This is a genomic window from Neptuniibacter sp. SY11_33 (assembly GCF_047778025.1).
Lineage (GTDB): Bacteria > Pseudomonadota > Gammaproteobacteria > Pseudomonadales > Balneatricaceae > Neptuniibacter.
Map to the genome: position 1 here is coordinate 2,805,691 of NZ_CP180543.1, position 22,134 is coordinate 2,827,824.

25 protein-coding genes and 1 tRNA gene are annotated in these 22,134 nt (G+C 44.1%); 10 read left to right on the top strand and 16 right to left on the bottom strand.

All coding sequences use genetic code 11. From position 1 onward, the window contains the following. Positions 1–3 precede the first annotated feature (3 nt). The 5 genes from rng to ACMXYV_RS13245 all read right to left on the bottom strand — a co-directional run bounded on the left by rng (position 4) and on the right by ACMXYV_RS13245 (position 4,568). Entirely contained in the window at positions 4–1,470 is a 1,467-nt protein-coding gene (rng, locus tag ACMXYV_RS13225; protein ID WP_415888939.1) for a ribonuclease G, read from the bottom strand. Positions 1,471–1,485: 15 nt separating this feature from the next. Then, positions 1,486–2,064, bottom strand: a complete 579-nt coding sequence (locus ACMXYV_RS13230) for a Maf family protein (protein ID WP_415888940.1) — start codon at positions 2,062–2,064, stop codon at positions 1,486–1,488. Between the two features lie 14 nt (positions 2,065–2,078). Continuing rightward, complete coding sequence (gene mreD, locus ACMXYV_RS13235) at positions 2,079–2,576, bottom strand: rod shape-determining protein MreD (RefSeq protein WP_415888941.1); 498 nt, start codon at positions 2,574–2,576, stop codon at positions 2,079–2,081. Next, positions 2,573–3,382, bottom strand: coding sequence for a rod shape-determining protein MreC (gene mreC / locus ACMXYV_RS13240; protein WP_415888942.1), 810 nt, complete (start codon positions 3,380–3,382; stop codon positions 2,573–2,575). Before mreC ends, mreD begins: the two co-directional genes overlap by 4 nt. A 148-nt stretch (positions 3,383–3,530) precedes the next feature. Further along, the gene (locus ACMXYV_RS13245) at positions 3,531–4,568 is read right to left on the bottom strand and encodes a rod shape-determining protein (RefSeq protein WP_007022323.1); all 1,038 of its coding nucleotides are present in this window, start codon (positions 4,566–4,568) and stop codon (positions 3,531–3,533) included. 223 nt (positions 4,569–4,791) lie between these two features. Between ACMXYV_RS13245 and gatC the strand changes: the two genes are divergently transcribed. From gatC to gatB, 3 genes are read left to right on the top strand one after another with little or no spacing between them, the layout of a single operon-like run. Further along, positions 4,792–5,079 (top strand): Asp-tRNA(Asn)/Glu-tRNA(Gln) amidotransferase subunit GatC, encoded by a 288-nt coding sequence (gene gatC / locus ACMXYV_RS13250; protein ID WP_415885458.1) that lies wholly within the window; start codon positions 4,792–4,794, stop codon positions 5,077–5,079. Positions 5,080–5,119: 40 nt separating this feature from the next. Continuing rightward, positions 5,120–6,571, top strand: coding sequence for an Asp-tRNA(Asn)/Glu-tRNA(Gln) amidotransferase subunit GatA (gatA, locus tag ACMXYV_RS13255; protein WP_415888943.1), 1,452 nt, complete (start codon positions 5,120–5,122; stop codon positions 6,569–6,571). Between the two features lie 14 nt (positions 6,572–6,585). Further along, on the top strand, positions 6,586–8,040 hold the full coding sequence (gene gatB, locus ACMXYV_RS13260; RefSeq protein WP_415888944.1) for an Asp-tRNA(Asn)/Glu-tRNA(Gln) amidotransferase subunit GatB: 1,455 nt from the start codon (positions 6,586–6,588) through the stop codon (positions 8,038–8,040). Positions 8,041–8,169: 129 nt separating this feature from the next. Here the strand turns inward: gatB and ACMXYV_RS13265 are convergent, their stop codons facing one another. Beyond that, positions 8,170–8,802: a TorF family putative porin gene (locus tag ACMXYV_RS13265; protein WP_415888945.1), complete on the bottom strand. Its 633-nt coding sequence runs from the start codon at positions 8,800–8,802 to the stop codon at positions 8,170–8,172. 319 nt (positions 8,803–9,121) lie between these two features. Here ACMXYV_RS13265 and ACMXYV_RS13270 point away from each other — a divergent pair, with 319 nt between their 5' ends. Beyond that, complete coding sequence (locus ACMXYV_RS13270) at positions 9,122–9,589, top strand: GNAT family N-acetyltransferase (protein ID WP_415888946.1); 468 nt, start codon at positions 9,122–9,124, stop codon at positions 9,587–9,589. On the opposite strand, the gene ACMXYV_RS13275 is transcribed toward ACMXYV_RS13270, so the two are convergent. Further along, positions 9,577–10,101 carry an NTP transferase domain-containing protein gene (locus ACMXYV_RS13275; RefSeq protein WP_415888947.1) on the bottom strand — a complete coding sequence of 175 codons (525 nt, stop codon included), beginning with the start codon at positions 10,099–10,101 and terminating at the stop codon, positions 9,577–9,579. The genes ACMXYV_RS13270 and ACMXYV_RS13275 overlap by 13 nt on opposite strands. A 437-nt stretch (positions 10,102–10,538) precedes the next feature. Between ACMXYV_RS13275 and ACMXYV_RS13280 the strand changes: the two genes are divergently transcribed. The 4 genes from ACMXYV_RS13280 (at position 10,539) to folM (ending at position 13,479) form a co-directional block, all read left to right on the top strand. Continuing rightward, entirely contained in the window at positions 10,539–11,588 is a 1,050-nt protein-coding gene (locus tag ACMXYV_RS13280) for a Glu/Leu/Phe/Val family dehydrogenase (protein ID WP_415888948.1), read from the top strand. 193 nt (positions 11,589–11,781) lie between these two features. After that, on the top strand, positions 11,782–12,420 hold the full coding sequence (folE, locus tag ACMXYV_RS13285) for a GTP cyclohydrolase I FolE (RefSeq protein ID WP_415888949.1): 639 nt from the start codon (positions 11,782–11,784) through the stop codon (positions 12,418–12,420). 13 nt (positions 12,421–12,433) lie between these two features. Then, complete coding sequence (locus tag ACMXYV_RS13290; RefSeq protein WP_415888950.1) at positions 12,434–12,751, top strand: DUF6482 family protein; 318 nt, start codon at positions 12,434–12,436, stop codon at positions 12,749–12,751. A 17-nt stretch (positions 12,752–12,768) separates the two neighbouring features. Further along, positions 12,769–13,479, top strand: a complete 711-nt coding sequence (gene folM, locus ACMXYV_RS13295; protein ID WP_415888951.1) for a dihydromonapterin reductase — start codon at positions 12,769–12,771, stop codon at positions 13,477–13,479. 11 nt (positions 13,480–13,490) lie between these two features. Here the strand turns inward: folM and ACMXYV_RS13300 are convergent, their stop codons facing one another. Continuing rightward, complete coding sequence (locus tag ACMXYV_RS13300) at positions 13,491–14,318, bottom strand: SDR family NAD(P)-dependent oxidoreductase (protein ID WP_415888952.1); 828 nt, start codon at positions 14,316–14,318, stop codon at positions 13,491–13,493. Between the two features lies 1 nt (position 14,319). Here ACMXYV_RS13300 and ACMXYV_RS13305 point away from each other — a divergent pair, with 1 nt between their 5' ends. Further along, positions 14,320–14,712, top strand: a complete 393-nt coding sequence (locus tag ACMXYV_RS13305; protein ID WP_415888953.1) for a thiol-disulfide oxidoreductase DCC family protein — start codon at positions 14,320–14,322, stop codon at positions 14,710–14,712. Here ACMXYV_RS13305 and ACMXYV_RS13310 read toward each other — a convergent pair. The 6 genes from ACMXYV_RS13310 to ACMXYV_RS13335 all read right to left on the bottom strand — a co-directional run bounded on the left by ACMXYV_RS13310 (position 14,692) and on the right by ACMXYV_RS13335 (position 19,528). Continuing rightward, a complete protein-coding gene (locus tag ACMXYV_RS13310) occupies positions 14,692–16,020 on the bottom strand; it encodes an ABC1 kinase family protein (RefSeq protein WP_415888954.1) in 1,329 nt (442 codons plus the stop codon). The genes ACMXYV_RS13305 and ACMXYV_RS13310 overlap by 21 nt on opposite strands. Further along, positions 16,013–16,603: a glutathione peroxidase gene (locus tag ACMXYV_RS13315; RefSeq protein ID WP_415888955.1), complete on the bottom strand. Its 591-nt coding sequence runs from the start codon at positions 16,601–16,603 to the stop codon at positions 16,013–16,015. Before ACMXYV_RS13315 ends, ACMXYV_RS13310 begins: the two co-directional genes overlap by 8 nt. An 800-nt stretch (positions 16,604–17,403) precedes the next feature. Continuing rightward, positions 17,404–17,480, bottom strand: a tRNA-Met gene (locus ACMXYV_RS13320). An 84-nt stretch (positions 17,481–17,564) separates the two neighbouring features. Continuing rightward, on the bottom strand, positions 17,565–17,951 hold the full coding sequence (locus ACMXYV_RS13325) for a PilZ domain-containing protein (protein WP_415888956.1): 387 nt from the start codon (positions 17,949–17,951) through the stop codon (positions 17,565–17,567). Further along, positions 17,948–18,745 (bottom strand): flagellar motor protein MotB, encoded by a 798-nt coding sequence (locus tag ACMXYV_RS13330; RefSeq protein WP_415888957.1) that lies wholly within the window; start codon positions 18,743–18,745, stop codon positions 17,948–17,950. Before ACMXYV_RS13330 ends, ACMXYV_RS13325 begins: the two co-directional genes overlap by 4 nt. Before the next feature lie 9 nt (positions 18,746–18,754). After that, a complete protein-coding gene (locus tag ACMXYV_RS13335; RefSeq protein ID WP_415888958.1) occupies positions 18,755–19,528 on the bottom strand; it encodes a motility protein A in 774 nt (257 codons plus the stop codon). Positions 19,529–19,621: 93 nt separating this feature from the next. On the opposite strand from ACMXYV_RS13335, the gene ACMXYV_RS13340 reads away from it, so the two are divergent. After that, the gene (locus ACMXYV_RS13340) at positions 19,622–20,509 is read left to right on the top strand and encodes a DUF72 domain-containing protein (RefSeq protein ID WP_415888959.1); all 888 of its coding nucleotides are present in this window, start codon (positions 19,622–19,624) and stop codon (positions 20,507–20,509) included. Between the two features lie 59 nt (positions 20,510–20,568). Here the strand turns inward: ACMXYV_RS13340 and ACMXYV_RS13345 are convergent, their stop codons facing one another. Both ACMXYV_RS13345 and ACMXYV_RS13350 read right to left on the bottom strand, forming a co-directional pair. Further along, positions 20,569–21,174 (bottom strand): DUF924 family protein, encoded by a 606-nt coding sequence (locus ACMXYV_RS13345; RefSeq protein WP_415888960.1) that lies wholly within the window; start codon positions 21,172–21,174, stop codon positions 20,569–20,571. A gap of 55 nt (positions 21,175–21,229) precedes the next feature. Continuing rightward, complete coding sequence (locus tag ACMXYV_RS13350; protein ID WP_415888961.1) at positions 21,230–21,985, bottom strand: EAL domain-containing protein; 756 nt, start codon at positions 21,983–21,985, stop codon at positions 21,230–21,232. Positions 21,986–22,134 lie beyond the last annotated feature (149 nt).

Sequence of the window (22,134 nt, forward strand, 5' to 3'; positions counted from 1 at the left end):
GCTTTAGCGTAAAACTACATCAAAGTTTTCAGCGTTATACATTGGCTCCACCTGAAAACGAATGGTTTTACCTATAAAGGCTTCTAATTCAGCCACGTGGTTGGATGCATCATCCAGCAAATAATCGACGACAGGCTGTGCAGCTAAAACTAAATAGCTATCGGTATCATAGGCCCTATGTTGGCGAAGAATTTCACGGAAGATCTCATAACAAACCGTTTCAGGCGTTTTAATTGACCCCCGCCCCTGACATTCACTACAAACATCGCAAAGGACCTGTTCCAAGCTTTCACGGGTGCGTTTACGGGTCATCTCAACTAAACCAAGATCTGATACACCTGTAACTTTACACTTCGCGTGATCGCGCTCTAACACGCGCTCCAGAGTTCTAAGCACTTGGCGCTGATGATCTGCATCTTCCATATCGATAAAATCGATAATGATAATACCGCCAAGATTACGTAAACGAAGTTGACGACCAATCGCCGTTGCAGCCTCAAGGTTCGTTTTAAAAATCGTTTCTTCAAGATTGCGATGACCAACAAACGCGCCGGTATTCACATCCACCGTCGTCATCGCTTCTGTTTGGTCAAAAATCAGGTAGCCACCTGACTTCAGTTCAACCTTGCGGCCCAAGGCTCGTTGTATTTCCTCTTCGACATTAAAGAGGTCAAAAATAGGCCGTTCACCTGGATAATACTCAAGCGTATCAGCAACCTCAGGCACCAGCGTTTTTACAAACTCTTCCGCTTTTTGGAACGTCTCTTTGGAATCAATTCTGATCTTCTCTAGACCTGAATGCGCCATATCCCGCAGCGCTCGCATATTTAACGGTAGATCTTCATAGATGACACTTGGCGCTTTAGCGGTTGCGATCTTCTCTTTAATCGAAGCCCATAAACGTCTCAAGAACTGAGTATCCGCTTCCAACTCAGCTTCTGCAGCACCCTCCGCAACCGTCCGTAAGATAAAGCCGGCAGGCTCACCATCATCGGTGGAAACAAGCTTTTTCATGATCGCACGTAATCGATCACGCTCTTCCAGATCTTCTATTCGCTGGGAAACACCTACATGACTGTTCCCTGGCATACATACTAGATAACGAGAAGGAAGAGAGAGGTGGGTAGTCAGGCGAGCCCCTTTAGTACCAATAGGATCTTTAGTCACCTGAACGAGCAGCGATTGCCCTTGGCGAAGCACTTGAGCAATAGAGGTATTAGCCTTTTCTTCATGCGTAGCACTTTGAGAAAGCACCTCTTCAACGTGGATAAATGCAGCACGCTCTAAACCTATATCAACGAATGCAGCCTGCATCCCTGGCAAAACTCGTACAACTTTACCTTGATAAATATTACCGACAATACCTCTACGATGTACACGCTCCACATATACTTCTTGTGGCATCCCATTTTCGATAACCGCTACCCGAGTTTCCATCGGTGTAAAGTTGATCAGTATCTCTTCGCCCATGACCTATCCTTAATACTATTCCGAATGCCAGATGCGAATACCCGCCTGCACCAACATTTCAGCCGTTTCTGTCAGAGGTAAACCCACTACTGCAGAATAGCTACCCTTAATCTCTTCAACAAACACAGCGCCAAATCCTTGGATACCATAAGATCCAGCTTTATCTTGCGGCTCACCTGATCGCCAATAAGCTTCACACTCAACCAAAGAAATTGGCCGAAAACGGACGTTAGTTGTGACTACAACAGATCGCGTTTGTTCCGCTGTTACCACCGCAACTGCCGTGAGTACTTGGTGGATATTGCCCGAAAGCCTCTGAAGTGTCTCAATTGCTTCATTTTGATCCGCAGGCTTACCCATAATTCTACCGTCTAGCACCACCGTAGTATCAGAACCTAGAACCGCTTTAGTACCGTCAGTTAAAACAAAACAAGCTTGCGCTTTTTCAATCGCTAATCGTTCAACATAATCTATTGCTGGTTCAGCATCTCTAACATCTTCACAGATATCAACTGGCTTTACAGAACATTGCACTCCAATTTGATCGAGTAATGCTTTTCGTCTTGGGGAAGCTGAGGCAAGAATCAATTCCATTTAACGGTCTTCCTTTAGCGAATTCGGAATAAGCGGCGAATACCGCGTAAGAAAACAAATAACCACGGCCATAGTAGCCCACTGATAAGGCAAGGCAGAAGGAAAATCAAACTTTCCCCCGTATACCCTGTAAATGCCTGCATCCAGTGAAACAGCAACTGATTGATACCTACCAGTACCATCACCATCATGGCCTGTTGCACGACGGGGAACATTCTAAGTCTTTGATGTAAAAGTAATGTTAAAAAGGCAATTATCGTCAGTGATAGTGCATTCAGACCTAACACACTGCCTTTAATAACATCTAGAAACAAACCTAATAAAAAAGCCATACCCATGCCAACGCGATGCGGTAACGCCATGACCCAATAGATCAGGATCATCGCTATCCACTCGGGGCGCGCCCATTCAAGGTAGTAAGGCAGAGGCATTTGGCTCAGCATTAAACCGATTAGAAAAGTGGCAAGGATAATTAGTCCACCACCCGAAGCAGCAGGCGACCCAGACGTCACTCACTCACCCCTTGAGGCTGGGATTGGGATTGAAGTTGAGCTTCATCAGGCTCAACTTTAAGTTCTGGCATTTTCACTAACAGAAGATGACGGGATTTATCCAACAACGCCGTCGGCTTAATGGTCACTTTGGTAAACTGCTGACCAGGATCTCGAATCACTTCAGATACAATCGCAACTGGGTAGCCACGCGGGAATCGCTGAGCCAAACCTGAGGTAATAACCAAGTCGCCTTTTTCAATATCTGCCGTATCCGGTACATGATTGAGCTCTAACTCATCTAACTGGCCCTTACCAAGCGCTATAGAACGGAAACCATTGCGATTAATTTCTACAGGTAAAGCGTGTCGAGCATCAGTAATCAGCATAACGCGGCTCGTATAATGGGAGATTTCTGTCACCTGCCCCATCACACCACCAGCGTCTAAGATAGGCTGACCAACAGTGACCGCATTTTCACTGCCTTGGTTAATGATCACCTGATGTTGGAAAGGATCTGGGTTAACACCGATCAACTCAACCAATTCAACTTCTTCATCAACCCGTTTACTACCACGAAGTAATGCTCGCAAGCGGTTATTTTCTTGACGAAGTGCGGCGTTTTGCTGGACTTTTCGCTCCAACTGCAACGCCTCGGATTTAAGCTTTGCGTTTTCTTTCACAAGAAGGCTACGGTCAACTACAACATCCGAAACCTCACCCGCAACACGACTTGGAATATCAACAATCCATTGCAAAGGCGTTAGAAGTAGGGATAGATAGGCGCGACCTTCTCTGACTTTAGCTGAATATAGATCAGCAGCCATCAGCGCAAAGGCAAAAACAACCAGAAAAAAGAAAAAACGGCCAGAAGAACGGCCGAGGAATATAGTCTTAATAACTCACCCCCTGACATATATGGATATGTCGGAGGTAAGTATCAAAGATTAGGCTGAAATCAATATCACGCATGGGTTAATCATGGCTAACTAGCTCGAAGCCATGCTTATCCAATAGCTCCAGAGCACGACCACCACCACGCGCTACGCATGTAAGTGGGTCTTCAGCAACGATTACAGGCAGACCTGTTTCTTCGCTAATCAAACGATCAATATTACGCAATAGTGCGCCACCACCGGTCAATACAATACCGCGTTCAGCGATATCTGAAGCCAATTCTGGTGGGCATTGCTCTAATGCACTTTTAACAGCTTGAACGATCGCAGAAAGCGGCTCTTGAAGAGCTTCTAGAATCTCATTGCTGTTAAGTGTAAAGCTACGCGGAATACCTTCAGCTAGGTTACGACCACGCACATCAATTTCGTGCATTTCGGAAGATGGGTAAGCTGTGCCGATCTCTTGCTTAATACGCTCAGCAGTTGAGTCACCAATCAAGCTACCGTAGTTACGACGAACGTAAGTCACGATGTACTCATCGAAACGGTCACCACCTAGACGAACGGAGTCCGCGTAAACGATACCATTCAAAGAGATAACAGCGATTTCGGTCGTACCACCACCGATATCAACCACCATAGAACCGCTTGCTTCATCGACAGGAAGGCCTGCACCGATTGCCGCAGCCATTGGTTCATCGATTAAATAAACTTCACGTGCACCTGCACCCATCGCCGATTCTTTAATCGCACGACGTTCTACTTGGGTAGATTTACAAGGCACACACACCAATACACGAGGGCTTGGCGTTAAGAAATTAGTGTCATGAACTTTACTAATAAAGTACTGCAGCATTTTTTCTGTCACGTGGAAGTCGGCAATAACGCCGTCTTTCATTGGACGAATAGCTGTGATGGAACCGGGTGTACGACCCAGCATACGTTTTGCGTCAGCACCTACTGCAGCGACAGATTTTTGATTACCAGTCTGGCGAATCGCGACAACAGACGGTTCATCAAGAACAATATCCTTATCGCGGACATAAATCAGTGTATTTGCAGTGCCCAGGTCAATGGACAGATCGCTGGAAAAAAGACCACGAATTTTCTTGAGCATGTACAGGGAGTCCTAAGAAATTCTGCAGGTATAGCCGCTATATCCTGAAAACACGTAACTCTAACAACGGCAGGCGCTTTGAGCAAGGCGTAAATCAGTAAAACTACTTAAAAACACTGGCTAAATTATCTTCATGAAGCTTTGACGATATGGTAACGTACATCTTTAAGTTTTTTCCCTTTATGCATTCTCATAAAGCCACCCCTATAAGCGAGAGTAAATTATGTCTCTGGATCGCTCTGATGTGGACAAAATCGCCCATCTGGCGCGCCTTCAAATTGAAGAACAGGACACTCCTGAATACGCGCAAAATCTGACAAATATTCTGGATCTGGTTGATCAGATGCAGGCCATTGATACTACTGATGTATCCCCAATGGCACACCCTCTGGATGCTGTACAACGCTTACGCAGCGATGACGTTACTGAAGAAAACAACCGAGAGCAGCTACAGTCTGTAGCACCTGCTGTAGAGAACGGTTTGTTCTTAGTACCTAAAGTTATTGAGTGATACCCATTCAGCCAGAATATTGATTAAGGATAAGTATTCCATGTTTGAAAAAACACTTGCCGAATTAGCTCAAGGGCTGAAGACGGGTGATTTTAGTAGTGTTGAATTAACCCAAGCCTACCTAGAACGCATCAAGGCTGAAGACGGTAAATACAACAGCTACATTACAGTGACTGAAGAGCAAGCTTTAGCCCAGGCTAAAGTAGCAGACGAAGCCATTGCCGCAGGTACTGCAGGTGCGTTTACCGGCCTACCGATTGCGCACAAAGATATCTTCTGTACACAAGGCGTTCGCACGAGCTGTGCTTCAAAAATGCTAGATAACTTCGTTGCGCCTTACAACGCGACTGTTATTAACAAATTCAATCAGGCTGGCGCGGTAATGTTGGGTAAAACCAACATGGACGAATTTGCCATGGGCTCTTCCAACGAGAGCAGCTTCTATGGTGCAGCTAAAAACCCTTGGAACACTGACTGTGTACCAGGTGGCTCATCTGGTGGTTCAGCAGCCGCAGTATCAGCGCAACTAGCGCCTGCCGCAACAGGTACCGATACAGGCGGCTCTATCCGTCAACCAGCAGCGCTTTGCGGTATTACCGGCCTTAAACCAACTTATGGCCGTGTTTCTCGTTTCGGCATGATCGCATTTGCGTCCTCCCTAGATCAGGGTGGCCCAATGACTAAAACCGCTGAAGATGCGGCGATGATGCTCAACGTAATGGCTGGCTTCGATAAACATGATTCCACTTCTGTAGATCGTGAAGTACCAGATTACACAACTGACCTTGAAAAACCTTTAGATGGCCTACGAATCGGCCTACCAAAAGAGTTTTTCATGGATGATATGGATTCTGATATCGCTGCACACACTCAAGCAGCGATCAAAGAGTTTGAAAAGCTTGGCGCAACAGTGAAAGAAGTTAGCCTACCAAATACAGCGCTATCTATTCCTGCTTACTATATTATCGCGCCTGCAGAAGCCTCTTCTAACCTATCTCGTTTTGATGGTGTACGTTACGGCTATCGCTGTGAAGATCCAGTTGATCTAGAAGACCTTTACAAACGCAGCCGTGGTGAAGGCTTCGGGCCTGAAGTTAAACGCCGCATTATGGTTGGCGCTTATGCCCTATCTGAAGGCTTCTACGACGCATACTACAACAAAGCTCAGCAGATCCGCCGCTTGATCCGTGACGACTTCGCCAAGGTACTTACTGAAGTTGATGTCATCATGGGCCCAACAACACCTCACCCTGCCTTTAAACTGGGCGAAAAAACGTCTGATCCGGTAGCTATGTACATGGAAGATATTTTCACTATCTCCCTAAACCTTGCAGGCCTTCCTGGCATGTCTGTTCCTTGCGGCAGTGTTAATGGTCTACCAACGGGTCTTCAGATCATTGGCGACTATTTTGCTGAACAGAAACTGCTAAATGTTGCACATCAGTTCCAGTTGGCGACTGATTGGCATAAACAGACACCACAAGGCATCTAAGAGGTTTATTCACTATGGAATGGGAAGCGGTAATCGGGCTTGAAATTCACGCCCAGCTAGCGACAAACTCCAAAATCTTTTCCGGTGCCAGCACAGCGTTTGGTGCCGAACCCAATACACAAGCATGTGCGGTAGACCTAGCACTACCAGGCACACTGCCTGTATTTAACGAAGAAGCACTACGCATGGCCGTAAAATTCGGTCTAGCTGTAGATGCCGAGATCGGCCGTAGATCTGTTTTTGACCGTAAAAACTACTTCTATCCTGATCTACCCAAAGGTTATCAAACCAGTCAATTGTTCCACCCTATCGTAGGCGTGGGCCACATTGATATCACTCTAGAAGACGGTACCGAAAAACGTATTGGCGTAACACGTGCCCACCTAGAGGAAGATGCGGGCAAGTCAATTCACGATGAATTCCCAGGCATGACAGCTATCGACCTTAACCGTGCCGGCACCCCGCTACTTGAGATCGTATCAGAACCTGATATGCGTAGCGCAGAAGAAGCCGTTGCCTATGTGCGTAAGATTCACTCAATTGTAACCAGCCTAGGTATCTGTGACGGTAACATGGCGGAAGGTTCTTTCCGTTGTGACTGTAACGTATCCGTACGCATCAAAGGTGAAGAAGAGTTTGGTACGCGTACCGAGACTAAAAACATCAACTCTTTCCGCTTTATCGAAAAGGCAATCACCGGTGAAATCGAGCGCCAGATTGACCTTATTGAAGATGGCGGCCGAGTAGTTCAGGCAACACGCCTGTATGATGCAGAGAAAAACGAGACCCGCGAAATGCGCTCGAAAGAGGAAGCCAACGACTACCGCTACTTCCCTTGCCCAGATCTACTGCCAATCGAGATCGATGAAAGCTACATCGAAGCGGTACGCGATTCCCTACCTGAATTACCGGACGCGCGTAAAGCTCGCTTTATCGAAGAGCACAATCTGAGCGATTACGATGCGATGGTACTTTCAGGTGATCGCACTATGGCTGAGTACTTTGAAACTGTTGCCAAAGCATCTAAGGACGCAAAACTAGCAGCAAACTGGGTCATGGGTGAGCTATCTAAAATGCTTAACCAAAGTGACACGGTTATCGCTGACAGCCCTGTATCAGCAGAGCAACTCGGCGGTCTGCTTGCACGCATCAAAGACAACACGATTTCTGGCAAAATTGCCAAGCAAGTGTTTGAAGTTATGTGGAACGAAGGCGGCAGTGCGGATGAAGTCATCGAAGCAAAAGGCCTCAAGCAAGTAACAGACAGCGGCGCTATCGAGAAGATCGTTGATGATGTGATTGCTAACAGCGGTCCTCAGGTAGAACAGTATGTAAATGCTGAGCCAGAGAAACGCGGAAAGATGATCGGCTTCTTTATGGGTCAGGTGATGAAAGCCTCTCAAGGCAAAGCCAACCCAGGCCAAGTTCAAGGTGTACTAAAGCAAAAACTAGATGCCCTCTGCTCTTAAGCAAACCAACTAGCCAAACAAAAATGCCGTGCTTAGCACGGCATTTTTATTTGTATCTTAGCTAAAAAAAGCCCATCCGAAGATGGGCAAAAATTCCTAGCATGTATACATCAATCAGAGGCGTTCAAATTAGAAGTCGAACGTTTTGCTAATTGAGAAAGCAACTGTGTTAGAACCGCCTAGATCATCGTCTGGGTTGATGTAAGCAACGTTCATATCTAGACCTTCGTAAGTTAGGCCGTAACCTAGCTCTACGTAATCACCTTCGTAATCCTTACCAAAAGAACCGTAAGTTAGGTAAGCGCCTTCATATTCACCTGTTAGTGCAACAAATGAGTAGTCAGCTTCAGGTGTACCAGAAGGCTGATCTTCTGTACCTAGCGTTACTTCAAGATTCACAAAGCTGTAACCAACATTTAGGTTAAGCTCGTGATAGTCCGTCTCAGCTTCTGTGTAGAAATAGCCAGTGTAACCAATGCTATAAGCGAAATCCCCAGCTTCGCCAGCGTAGCCACCATAGATATCGTACTCAATATCTTCGTCAGCCAAGTTAGTTTCACCAACAGCCCAGATACCAGCATATAGGCCGTTATCTGCTTCGTAATCAATACCGCCCATCATAGTTGGGCCATCAGAGTAATCCACACCACGGAAGTAATATTCGCTCATCGCGCCAATATTCGCTGATAGACCCGCTTCAGCCATAACAGAAGCAGATAATAAACCCGCAGCAATCAAAGATTTAGTGGTAGATTTAACCATGATGTTGTCCCCTCAATATAATATTTCACAATTACTTCACATAAAGCACAGTGCGTGCCAACTAGAATATTTTCATAAAAAACAATAAGTTAATTTAATTAAGATTATTATTGAGTGACTACCAATAAATCTATGCACCAAACATGAACTCCATTTTTGTGCACACGCACCAAATATAAGCACATCTCAATATGCCAACTTTCGATATAATCCAACAATCATCAAGAAGTGGCTGCCCATGCAAGAGCAATCCCTTCTGATAGGTTATCAAAGCAATTGAAGATGCCCATTAGAAATGGCTTTCGAAAATGAGGATTAGATGGCAGTGGAATCTAATATCTGTATTCATTCCGCTTTTGGCAAAGAGCTACAATCACCAGACCTAGGGCGTTTCTATAAAAGAAATGGCCATAAGGGGCGGGTTCAATCAAATGATCGTTGCATCTGGCTAACGGTAGAAAAGGAGATAGTCGCCGCAGCAAGGCTTTCCACTATGTTAGAGCACCATTCGTCCGAACCAGACGAGTCAACAATCTTAAGAGGATTATGGGTAGGAAAGCAGCATCGAAATCTAGGACTTGGCAGTTTTTTGTTGATAGAGATATGTACAAAGCAAATAAACTCAGATCTTACTCTGTATTGTTTTGCTTATGAGGAAGCTCTGCCCTTCTACCAAAAACACGGTTTTAGAGCCGCCACTGAGTCAGCACCCTCATTCCTACTACAAAAACAAAAAGCCTATTGCAGTAGAGGGAGTAAAACTCAGCTTATGGTTTACAACAGATAAGGAACATCGGTGAGTTCACACTCAATAAAGACACTTTGCTCTAACCAATCTGCGACAGAACCCACAGAATCAGATAGAAACTCTCCTATATCTTCAGCAATACCCGCAGGGAGAATCATAGGGAAAGGGAGTATTTCCCCCTTATGCGTTGAGATAACGGTCATATGAGGCAATCTTTCAGAGTGATCTAAAAGCTGAGAATAATGCTCTTTAGTGAATCGATCATCAGCACCAGAAAGCACCAGCACTCGCCTCTTAGGTTGTTCAACAAGCGCTTTATGAAGATCCGACAAAAACCCGTGTGGCGAAGAATCAGCATAAATAACCGGTAAAGATAGATCTTCAACACGAGGCTGATCATTATTTGCCAACAGGGTTACCAAGGTAACCTCTTCTGGTAGCTGATCCAATACATACTCAATACAGCGCAAACCAATATCGTAGCGCATTGCAGCAGAGCGTCCTTCACTATCCAAGTCACCACCGACATAGACAATCGCATTAACTTCCATCTGTTAAATAAACCTCATGGTTGGGTTGATGCCGTTATAAGTATAACCAGAGACTATAATTTCGCTCATTTTCCCATACAAGAGGCCAAGTACACTGTGTTATTGGCTTAAGTTCACTGGTAGTATTCCGCTCATTGCGGCCTCACAAGGGCCTGCCGATATCACACATTGTGTACTTAATTATCCGGTTGCGATCCAACCTAGAGGTAAAATTTTATGACTGTTTTTGTTCAAAACTCTCTACTTTGTTCTTTGCTAGTCAGCCAAGTTGAAACGCTTCACTTGTTGGATTGCTAAACCTTTAAGCAGCCGTTGGCTTATAACGATTTCAGCGTCTCTCAGCCGAAAACCAACAAATCTGCTTAATTTCTTTCCAGTAATACCAATACTCTGTCGAGCTCCATTCATTGGACGATAGAAACGTTTCAGGAATTGTAATGACTATTTTTAATCACCCAGAATTCGATCAACACCAACAGATCGTCTTCTGCAACGACCAAGAAACTGGCTTAAAAGCCATAATCGCAATTCACAATACCCACCGTGGCCCTGCCCTAGGCGGTTGTCGGATGTGGAATTATGCTAATGATGAAGAAGCCCTAACTGATGTACTGCGTTTATCCAAGGGGATGACTTACAAATCAGCCTTGGCCAACCTAGCTTTAGGTGGCGGAAAATCCGTTATCATTGGCGATCCTCGCCAACACAAAAGCAAAGAACTTTTGGCAGCAATGGGTCGTTTTTTAGAGCAAACTAGCAATCAATATATAGCCGCCGAAGATTCTGGAACATCGGTGCCAGACCTGAAAATAATGGGGCAATATACCGCAAATGTTGCAGGTGTAACCGATCATCCAGGAATCGATGGCCAACCCTCTAACGGCGATCCATCGCCCGCAACAGCATACGGAACATTTATAGGTTTAAAGGCAGCCGTTAAACATCGACTAAACATCACTGATATCAGGGGTCTTAAAGTCGCCATCCAAGGTATTGGGAATGTGGGATACCGTCTGGCTGAATACCTACGCAAGGAAGGCGCAGAGCTACTTGTCAGTGATATCAACCCCGAGCAAGTAGAAAAGGCAGTGAACGAGCTGGGAGCTAAGGCAATCCCATTAGACCAAATTCTACTGCAGGAGGTTGATGTAGTGTCACCTTGCGCTTTGGGTGCTAGCTTGAATGATGAAACCATCCCCCTTATCAAAGCAAAAGTCATTGCCGGTGCAGCTAATAACCAGTTAGCAAGGCCTGTACACGATCGTGAATTACATGAGCGTGGTATTCTATATGCGCCAGATTACGCCATCAACGCAGGTGGAATCATTGATATATCCTATGAGCGTAGCGGATATGACGCAGAAAAAGCCAAAGCACACATTGAAGGTATCGGAGATACACTCAACGAAATCTTTAATCGTTCAGCAAAGGAAAATCGCCCTACCGGTGAAATCGCAGATGAACTTGCAGTAGAACGTTTGAGCTAACTCAACCCATAAAGCTACACCACAAAAGCTGGCATAAAATGATGTCAGCTTTTTCACATTCCCCCTCTATTCACACTCCCTTTTAAAAATCAGGGCTGATTAACACCCTTACTCCCCATAAAGCGCTACAATTTTATTGATCTAGATCAAATTTTATCTCGTACCAAGGACAAAGACAGTTAGGGGTAACATTATGATTTCTGTAGAAGCTGCTGCCGTTCGCGACCAACTCATAGAAAAAGGATTAGAGACACCTACCATCGAATCCCCACTCAGCCAAGACGAAAAATACGAACGAATCAAAGGGCTTATGACTGAGGTTGCGAGCACCTTAGGCTTGAACCTAGAAGACGATAGTTTACGAGAAACACCCCATCGCGTAGCTAAAATGTATGTTTATGAGATTTTCTCTGGTTTGGATTATGAGAATTTTCCAGCGATAGCGATGATCGAAAACAAAATGGATGTGGACGAAATGGTCAAAGTCCGCGATATCAATCTCGTGAGTTCCTGCGAGCATCATTTCGTCACTATTGATGGCACTGCAAAAGTCGCTTATATCCCTAACAAAAAAATTATCGGGTTATCTAAAATTAATCGATTAGTTAGGTTCTTCAGCCAACGCCCCCAAGTTCAAGAACGGCTAACAAAGCAAATTCTTATTGCACTTCAGACTCTATTAGAAACAGATAACGTCGCTGTTTCTATTTCCGCTACACATTACTGCGTTAAATCTCGTGGCGTTATGGATGCTAATTCAGCGACTGAAACCACAGCTCTTGGCGGGATTTTTAAAAGTAACGAGCGTACACGGGCAGAGTTTCTAAATTAACTAGGAGTTAGGGATGAAACTGCAGATTGAAGAGATACATGACCTTGAGCCGATCAATAAAGTTGTAATTCACTCACTGGATTGGATGCTTTATCAAGTGACGGTAGAAGCAGAAGGACAAGAACGACTGCTATATCAGGGTGAATCCCCTTTTAAAAGTCGCAGTTTGCTTGAGATACAAGAGATCTTTCAATTTGTGAATGTTGAGCACTATATGCTTCGCAGGCCCAACAGCGCTTATGACGAAATGGTCGGACAGCCACCAAGCGTTTTCCCAGATAGCTTTGAAACCTCTCTACCATGGAAACAAATTGCTGACAGACGTCACTAATACGGATATCAAAAAAGATGGTAAACAAATCAAGACCAATCCTTATCACTGGCGTAGGCAAACGAATCGGCTTTGCATTGTGCAGGCATTTTATACAGCACGGCATCCCGGTTATTGGAACATATCGAACCCATTACGATAATTTAGAAGAGCTCTCTGATGCCGACCTGGTTGAGTGTGACTTTTATAAACAAGAAGACCTTAACCATCTTATCGACCATGTAAAAAGCAATCACATCAGCCTCAGGGGCATTATTCACAATGCTTCAGATTGGCTACCTGAAACTAGCAAGCATTCCCCCGAAGACATTTTCACTAAAATGATGATGATCCATGCTGGCGTTCCTTACCAGCTCAATTTGGCGCTCAAACCTCTACTAGAAAATTGCGAACTGACCACCGACATCATCAATATTACTGACTATGTTGTGGATAAAGGTAGCGACAAACATATCGCTTATGCAGCAAGCAAAGCAGCACTAAGCAATATGACCTTATCTTTTTCATCTCTGCTCGCACCAAAGGTCAAAGTGAATGCGATCGCCCCCTCTCTAATCATGTTCAATCCTGAAGACGACAGCGCTTATAAAGCCAAAGCTTTAGACAAATCCCTTTTAAAAATTGCACCAGGGACTGAAGAGATAATTAAAGCGGTAGATTATTTGCTCGACAGCAAATATATGACAGGCAGAACATTGTCTTTAGATGGTGGTAGACATATCCGTTAGATAATGAAGCATTAAGGGAGTATCTCTGCACCATCCCAAGCAAATATTCTTCCGCTTTGCTCTGGTCTAAGCCCCTCTATTACATCTAACAGATAGCTAGTAGATTGCTCTGGACTAAATAGCTTGTCTGCCGGCACCTTACTTTGAAATGGCTGAGACAACATCGTGTTAACCGTACCTGGGTGCAAACCGACAATGATGGATTGAGGGAGCTTTCTCTGTATTTCTATAGATAAGGTTTTCAGCAGCATATTAAGAGCACTTTTACTGGCTCTGTAGCCATACCAACCACCCAAGCGGTTATCGCTTATACTGCCCACCCGTGCAGAAATAACAGCAAATACAACTTTGCGCTTTTTATTAAGCAAAGGCACAAGCTGCTGAGCAATTAACATGGGCGCTGTAGCATTAATATGGAAAAGCTTTTGGAAGTTTTCCATATTGACCTGGCTGAGGCGCTTTTCTGGCTGCGTTTGATCATCATGAAGTAGCCCAGAACAAACCAATACCAAATCAAGCTCTACATTCTCTAGGAGCACTCCTAATTGAGAAATGCTCTTTTCCGAATATAGATCGAGATAGCCATAAGTTACCTTGTCGTTGCATAGCTCTATTGGCTTCTCTGCGGACAAGCGTGAAAAAGCAAAAATATGCCCAACATCAGAATCTTGAAGAAGATGTTTAATCAGTGCTGATCCAATTCCACCTGTTGCACCGATTAGGACTACATTTTTATGTCTGTTGTTTACACTATTCATACAGACTAATACGACTAAAACACCTGAACCGATCAAAGGGTTTTGCCGTAACAGATGAATAAATCCGCGATGAACGACCATTATGCTGCAAGAGCTAAAAGCTAAACCGATCGTATTTTTCGATGGTGGGTGCCCTCTTTGTAAAAAAGAGATACGTCATTACCAACGAGTGGATACTGATAATTCTATTGAATGGGTCGATATCTATTTGAATCCAGAGCGTTTATCTAACCACAAGATAGAACTAAACGCAGCGATGGAGAGGCTTCATAGCATTAATAGCGATGGAGAAATTAACACCGGTGTCGCAAGCTTTCTTTTAATTTGGGAAAACTTGCCACGTTACAAAAAAATTGCGCGTTTATTAAGAGCCCTAAAATTAGAGCCCTTATTAGAGTTCATCTACACACGCTTCGCAGCATGGCGTTTTAAAAAACGCTGCAACGATCAATGCTCACCAATATCGAGAAACTAAACGATGCATATCGATTGATGCATTAAAACGTGTCGCCATTAGATACAACCCCGCTAATTTTCGATGAAGAAAAAGTATATCTGGTGGTGGTGAATGCCATGCATCAGGGTCACTGCTAATCGAGAGGCCTTTATCTCTAATTTTCTCGGCCAATTGCGAACCTGAAAAATCATAGCACCCTTTAAACCTCAGAGGTTCAGTCGCAAGAACAAAGATATCTAAAACCACATCGAGATTTTTGACCTCCTTACCCCGAGCAAAAAAGCCCAGTTTATCTAATGCTGAGGCTAAAGCATTTCGATCTTCACAAGTAGCCGCCTTCAAAGCGTCTTGATAGTTATCAACAAAAGAGCGATCAAACTCACGCGTCGCCCCGAAGTCCAAAAGCACTAACTGCTTGCTGTCTAGGTTGTAGAGGAAATTAGCTAAATTAGGATCTGTTTGCACACATCTATATTCTAGAAATTCAGCAAAAAAAAGCTCCATCATCAAAGACATTACGCGATCCCGCTCTTCTTGAGAGATGTAGGCTAACTTCTCTATAGACTGCCCTTGCATATAACTCATGCAAAGGATTTCATCGGTCGAAAGATCATCATGATATTCAGGGAACATCAACTCTTCACGCCGAGGGAAGGCAGCCATATTCGCAGCATAATTTCGTAGTTGCTGGCCTTCATGACGGTAATCCGCTTCAAGCTTTAATTGTCTCCGAGCTTCATCAACCAGTGGGGTTAGATCTAAGTCCTTAGGAATCAAACCGCTCAAACGTAACAACCCAAAAACATTATCTAGATCACTATCGATACTCTCTCGAACACCAGGGTATTGGATCTTAATCGCGAGCTCCCTGTGATCCAGCGTTAAGCCTTTATGTACTTGCCCTATCGAAGCGGCCGCAATTGGCTTAAAACTAAAACGTTGAAATTGATCCTGCCACTCACCCCCCCAATTTTTATCCAATACATCTAATAACTGAACAGCTGGCATAGTCACAGCATCAGCTCTTAATCGCTCAAGCAATACAGCCATATCAGGTGGAACTAAACTTCCTGCATCCATCGAAAGCAATTGCCCAGCTTTCATAGCTGCACCACGCATAGTGGCCAATTTATCTGCTAGCTGTTTTAAGTTTTTCTCTGAGATTAGGAGATCTCTTATTACTGGTGATTTGCCCTGCATCAGCTCTTTACCACCATCCACCAGCATATTTCCGGCAACTTTGCTTGCTAGAACCCCCAACTTACTAAGTCGAGATATCCTTGAGGTAGGAACCGCTTTTGTATTTTGATCAAACAACTCATCCATTAGGTAAATTCGCCTCAATAAGATTGACCAAGCCTGAATCAGAAGGTCTAGTGAAGCTTTTAAAATTAGCGATTAATTCGCCTTCTGGGGAGATAAGGTATTTATGGAAATTCCATCCGGGATACTGCCCATCTGCCAAACGAGCTAAGTGCTGATAAAAAGGATGAGCCTTGCCCTTAATAGCGTGCACTTTCTCAAACATAGGGAATTTAACGCTGTAAGTTAAGCGGCAAAAATTAAGGATCTGTTTTTCAGAACCTGGCTCTTGACCGGCAAAATCATTAGACGGAAAACCAAGTACGACAAAACCCGAGGAGTTATATTTTCGGTAGAGCTTTTCAAGACCATCATACTGTGGCGTAAAAGCACATTTACTGGCGGTATTAACCACGAGTATGAGCTTTCCAGAATATGCTTCGCATAGGTTTTCATATTGATCTTGACCTAGTCTTTTAAAGCGGTAATTAAGCAGATCGGGACATGCCTGACCTTGCTCAGCTTCAACAACCTCTGCTGAGGCCGGCCTGATAAACAGGAGCGAGCAAATCAGAAACATAACGATTGAAGATACAGCCCAATTCATAGCTTTCCTCCGGATTCCTTTCCAAATGTATACGAACGAAATAAGCATACGGATTATGCAATCAAGGTAAAGAGCATACCTTGTATATGTATCGCTCTACGATAAGAGGGACCGTTAGCACTAAAACTGCAGGATAGACTGAAAAGAAGAGATCTCAGAAACGAAAAAACCGACTTAGCATTAACTAAATCGGTCTAATCTTAATTTAGTAGCGGGAGCTGGATTTAAACCAACGACCTTCGCCCGGGGTTATAAGAGCTGAGCCCGACAAGCTACTAAGCTGTCCACTCAATTACTAAACCCCAGAAACGAAAAAACCGACTTAGAATTAACTAAATCGGTTTAATCTAAATTTGGTAGCGGGGGCTGGATTTGAACCAACGACCTTCGCCCGGGGTTATAAGAGCTGAGCCCGACAAGCTACTCAGCTGTCCACTCAATTACTAAACCCCAGAAACGAAAAAACCAACTTAGAATTAACTAAATCGGTTTAATCTAAATTTGGTAGCGGGAGCTGGATTTAAACCAACGACCTTCACCCGGGGTTATAAGAGCTGAGCCCGACAAGCTACTAAGCTGCTCCGCACAATTACTATATCCCAGAAACGAAAAAACCGACTTAGAAATAACTAAATCGGTTTAATCTAAATTTGGTAGCGGGGGCTGGATTTAAACCAACGACCTTCACCCGGGGTTATAAGAGCTGAGCCCGACAAGCTACTAAGCTGCTCCGCACAATTACTATATCCCAGAAACGAAAAAACCGACTTAGAAATAACTAAATCGGTTTAATCTAAATTTGGTAGCGGGGGCTGGATTTGAACCAACGACCTTCGGGTTATGAGCCCGACGAGCTACCAAGCTGCTCCACCCCGCATCAACGTGGCGCGTATATTATAGATGCTTTCCCTAAATCACAAGCCTTTTTTCAGATTATTTTCAAATAGATAGAAAGCCGTACTTAGGCGCCGTCTTCTTCCGCTTCTCTTAAAGCGCGTTCTCGGCGTATAAGCTCTTTTTGTAAGCTAACAACTAACTCAGATAAAGCCATATGAGCTTTATCTGACAAACCTTCAAATTCAGCACCACAACGCCCTCTGCCACAGAAAGAAACCTTTAAGCGAGGTTTTAAGCGGTATTTTTTGTGAGTTTTAAAAAGGATAGCGACATCTTCCAAATAACCAGAAAAGCTTTGATCCGTTTTAAAGGCAACCCCTGTCTCAGAAACATCCAAGAGCTCAACTGTCGTCTCGCCAATCGTCATTTTGACCTGCCCACTCGACGCAGCTCTAAAAGCTTGGCGGCGGTTTTCCTCCTCGGAGAGTTCTAGTTCTATAGGTATCTTCACTGCGCCGCCCTTTTCTCTAACACAAACTCCAATCGACGATTTTCAGCACGCCCTTGTAATGTCGCATTGGACGATACAGGTACCGAGTCACCATAACCAGTAGCTGTCACCCTATCCACGTCTAAACCTCCACGAACCATATAACGCAGAACGTTGGTTGCACGTATTGCCGATAGATCCCAGTTAGACGGAAATCTCGTGGTTTCAATAGGTATATTATCGGTATGGCCGTTAATACTGAGTTTCAAATCAGGGTTTTTCTTTAAAGTGAGAACCATAGAATCCAAAACAGTCATCATCTCAGTATTAAACTCGGCAGAACCCGACGGAAATAAAACATCGCCTTTAACTTTGATGGTCATTTTGCCATCTTTAGGGGTACCAACCTCTACTGCATCTGATGCCACAGCAATTTGGAACTGCTGATTTAGCTCATCGGTTAAATTAGTCCACTCAGAATCAATCGCTATATTTTGTGATTCAGCTTCATTCTCTTTAGGCTTCTCTGCTTCTTTATCTGCAATATCTGTAGCAGGGAGGGACTCTTCTATCTCTTCTGGGATCTCAGTTTTGACCGGGGCATCGTGGGGCAGATCGATAATGCTATTAGCACCATCATCCCCCTGAAATGCTTCATTTAAGGAACGTACTGCTTTTTCAAAACGCTCAGCTTCAACACTGGAGAGAGAAAACAGCAATACGAAGAACACTAAGAGCAAGGTCATGAGATCTGCAAAGGTATAGATCCAACCCGCGCCCTCTTCTTCCTCTATGAGTGTTTTCTTAGAGTTCATCTTTATCACCTAACTACTCTTTTTACCCACTTTTACTTTCTTACGTTTAGCAGCCGGGATATAGGAAGATAGCTGTTCATAGACATGCATATAGTGGTCGTTCGTTAGGATACTGATGCACCCTTCACGGATAATTTCTAAGTTGGTCACTTCCAATAAGGTTCTTGATTTCAGTTTGCCCGCTATAGGCAAAAACACCATAGTCGCTAGTAGAGAGCCATAAAACGTTGTTAATAGAGCAACCGCCATAGCGGGACCGATCGCGTCTGGATTATCCAACTCACTCAGCATCTGGATTAAACCAATCAAAGTACCCAACATACCGAATGCTGGGGCATACGCAGCCATCTTTTTGAACACATCTTGGGTGGCATGGTGACGAGAGACTAATGAATCGATTTCATTTTGAATGGTATTGCGAATAACTTGCTCAGATGCTGCTTCAGCCATCAACATACAAGCACGTTTTAGCACAGGAGAAGAGCTCTCCACATCACCTAGCTTTAACAAACCGTGGCGGTGGCTGATACGGCTCAGTTCAAGCATCGTATCAATCATTTCCTGTGGGTTTGTTTTGTCCTGCGTAAAAACAATAAATGCGCCTTTAAAAGAGTTAATTACATCTTTAAATTGCACTGTGAGCAAGGTTGCTGCAATAGTACCTCCTGCCACAATCATCATACCTGGCACGTTGACAAAGACATCGGCACTACCGCCCATAATGATGGCAGAGATAATTAACGCTAGGCCTGAAATTATTCCCAACAGTGATGCAAAATCCATTAGATCTCTCTCTTTAAACTACGCATAACTTATGATCTGAGAGTACAATCTACACCCTCTAGTATCAAAATACATAACATACTCATAAAAAACGTGAAGATACCTTATACCTCACCAATAACTTCGCCTCATTGCTATATTGGCTTAACCCAATGGCAACATGCAGCCTGGCAAGATAACTGCTTAGAACGTAGCAGCCATGTTCATGTACTACAGGCCTATTCACGCCATTTTAGTAGTGTAGAAGGTAACTCAACGTTTTACGGCTTGCCCAAAAAAAGTACTGTTGAACAGTGGTACAAAGAGTCTTCTGAACAGTTTCGTTTTTGCTTTAAGTTTCCGCAAGAGATAAGCCACCACAGACAACTTACCCACTGCAAAAATGAAACACAGCAGTTTTTCGAGCGGCTATCTCCTCTACAGGAAAAACTTGGCTTACTCTGCATCCAACTACCTGCTGCATTTGGGCCTGATTCTCTTAACGATCTGGAAAACTACCTAAAAGCGCTCCCCGCCGATTGGCAGTATGCGGTAGAAATACGCCATCCCGAGTTTTTCCAAAAAGGAGATGCAGAGCAACAACTCAACCAGATGTTGGTTTCTCGAAACTGTAATCGTATTAGTTTTGATACCCGTTCCCTGTTTGCACACCCCGCAAATGATGCGGTTAGTCTTAAAGCGAAAGAGCACAAACCTCAACTTCCTGTGCATGCTATTTCAACTGGGCAATCCCCTATGATTCGCTTTATCACACCTTTAGATTGGCAATGGGGAGCGCCTTACCTTGATCCATGGATTAGTAAAGCGATCACGTGGATGCAACAAGGCAAAACACCTTATTTCTTTTTCCACACACCGGATAATTCCGAAGCACCGCAACTTGCTGCGTACTTTGTGGAGAAGCTTGAAGCTGCCCTTCCCAGCTGCTGTTTATTCACACCATGGCAAGAACGGAATCGCCAACAGGACACACTGTTCTAAAAAGGCTCTTCTACTTATCCTTGTACTTAAGGCATCAGCTCTTTATTGAGCCTAACACCCTATTGCCCCCAGCGATTATGGCTTTGTAATAAGTAGGCCAGCTCTTCAGGCGTAGAGCTACGTTCAAGTACTTCATTACGGTGAGGAAAACGACCAAATCGCTCTATCTGCTCATGATGCTGACAAGCAAAATCCAACCAGTTTTCTACTTGTAGTTTCTTTTCGCCTGCCACTTCTAACAACATCTGCTCAAAACTACTGACACACAACTGCTGCATTTGCAGGTTTTCAGCATGCTCCAATGGCATATAGAAAAAGGTGCGTTCGACAATCTCTAACGCTCGATCATGCCCTTGAGTACGCCCACTTAAGCAAAGCTGCAAAGCCTGACTGTCACCTGCAAAAGCGTCTGCTGAGCCTCGATAGATTGTTCGGGTGAATTGATCTAACAATAGAATCAGTGCCAATCGCCCACGTGGTGTTTCCGCCCAAGCATCCAATTCACCTCGCAAAGCCTGACGAACCTGATGCCCAAACAACTCAGTGATCAAACGGTCATTTTCCGATGAGCCTGCCCACCAAAGTTCTGTACGATCACATACTGTAAAGCCGTCTTCTATTTGGCCGAACCAGAAACCCAAAACTTCATCAATTTTCTCAATCATATAAAAATCAATAAGTTAAAATTACAGTTTTAAGGGTAGCCTATTTTTGGACTAATCAGTCAAAACATCGCTTTTGAATAAAGAGCTCTTGATAGAAAAACCCTTGTACATAATCAATGCCCAGCTTGATAGCTGTTGCCAGATCTTCAGCTGACTCAACCCCTTCCAATACGGTCTTTTTACCACTAACACGCGCAAAGCCGATGACACCTTTAATCAATAACTGCATATTTTCAGTCAAATCATCACGCAACCAACTACGATCAAACTTGATGTAATCCACTTCACTCAGGATATTCATTGCAATCATGCTGCCAGGCGCACCCACATCATCAAGCGCAATCGCGATCCCCTGTTTACGCATCAACTCCGAAACCTCATTACTGATTTTGGCATCATTAACGTCGGTGTTTTCAATCAATTCAATAACCAGATCAGTATTGCCTTTCAGCAAATTAACCATAGCATTTTGCCCTGAGCCATCGGCATCAGTACAAACGGAAAAAGCATGCGGATCAAGATTCAAAAATAGCGCCACACCCTCAGGACGATAACGCATCTGTAGACGCTTTAGTTGCAGTTCAACTTGCGCTAACATGAGAGGACTGTCGTGCAAAACCTGAAAAACGTCTAAAGGTGGAATTGCTCGACCATCTGCATGATAAAAGCGCGCTAACGCTTCGTACCCTAGAATATCCCCCGTATGCGCATCTATTAAGGGCTGATATTCCACACCAAATCTTTGCTGCTCAACTAAATCCAACAACTCTAAGCTACTACCGCTGACAACATTCAAACTACAATTTAGCAAAGCTTATATTCCATAAATCTAAACAATAATCAGTATCAATTCGATTAATAAAGATAACAAATATTCAATAATTTCTCTAGCTTCGCTGACAATAAATAGCCGCCAACAACGACGTGCACCTTGGTAAAGTTGATGGATATATAGAATAC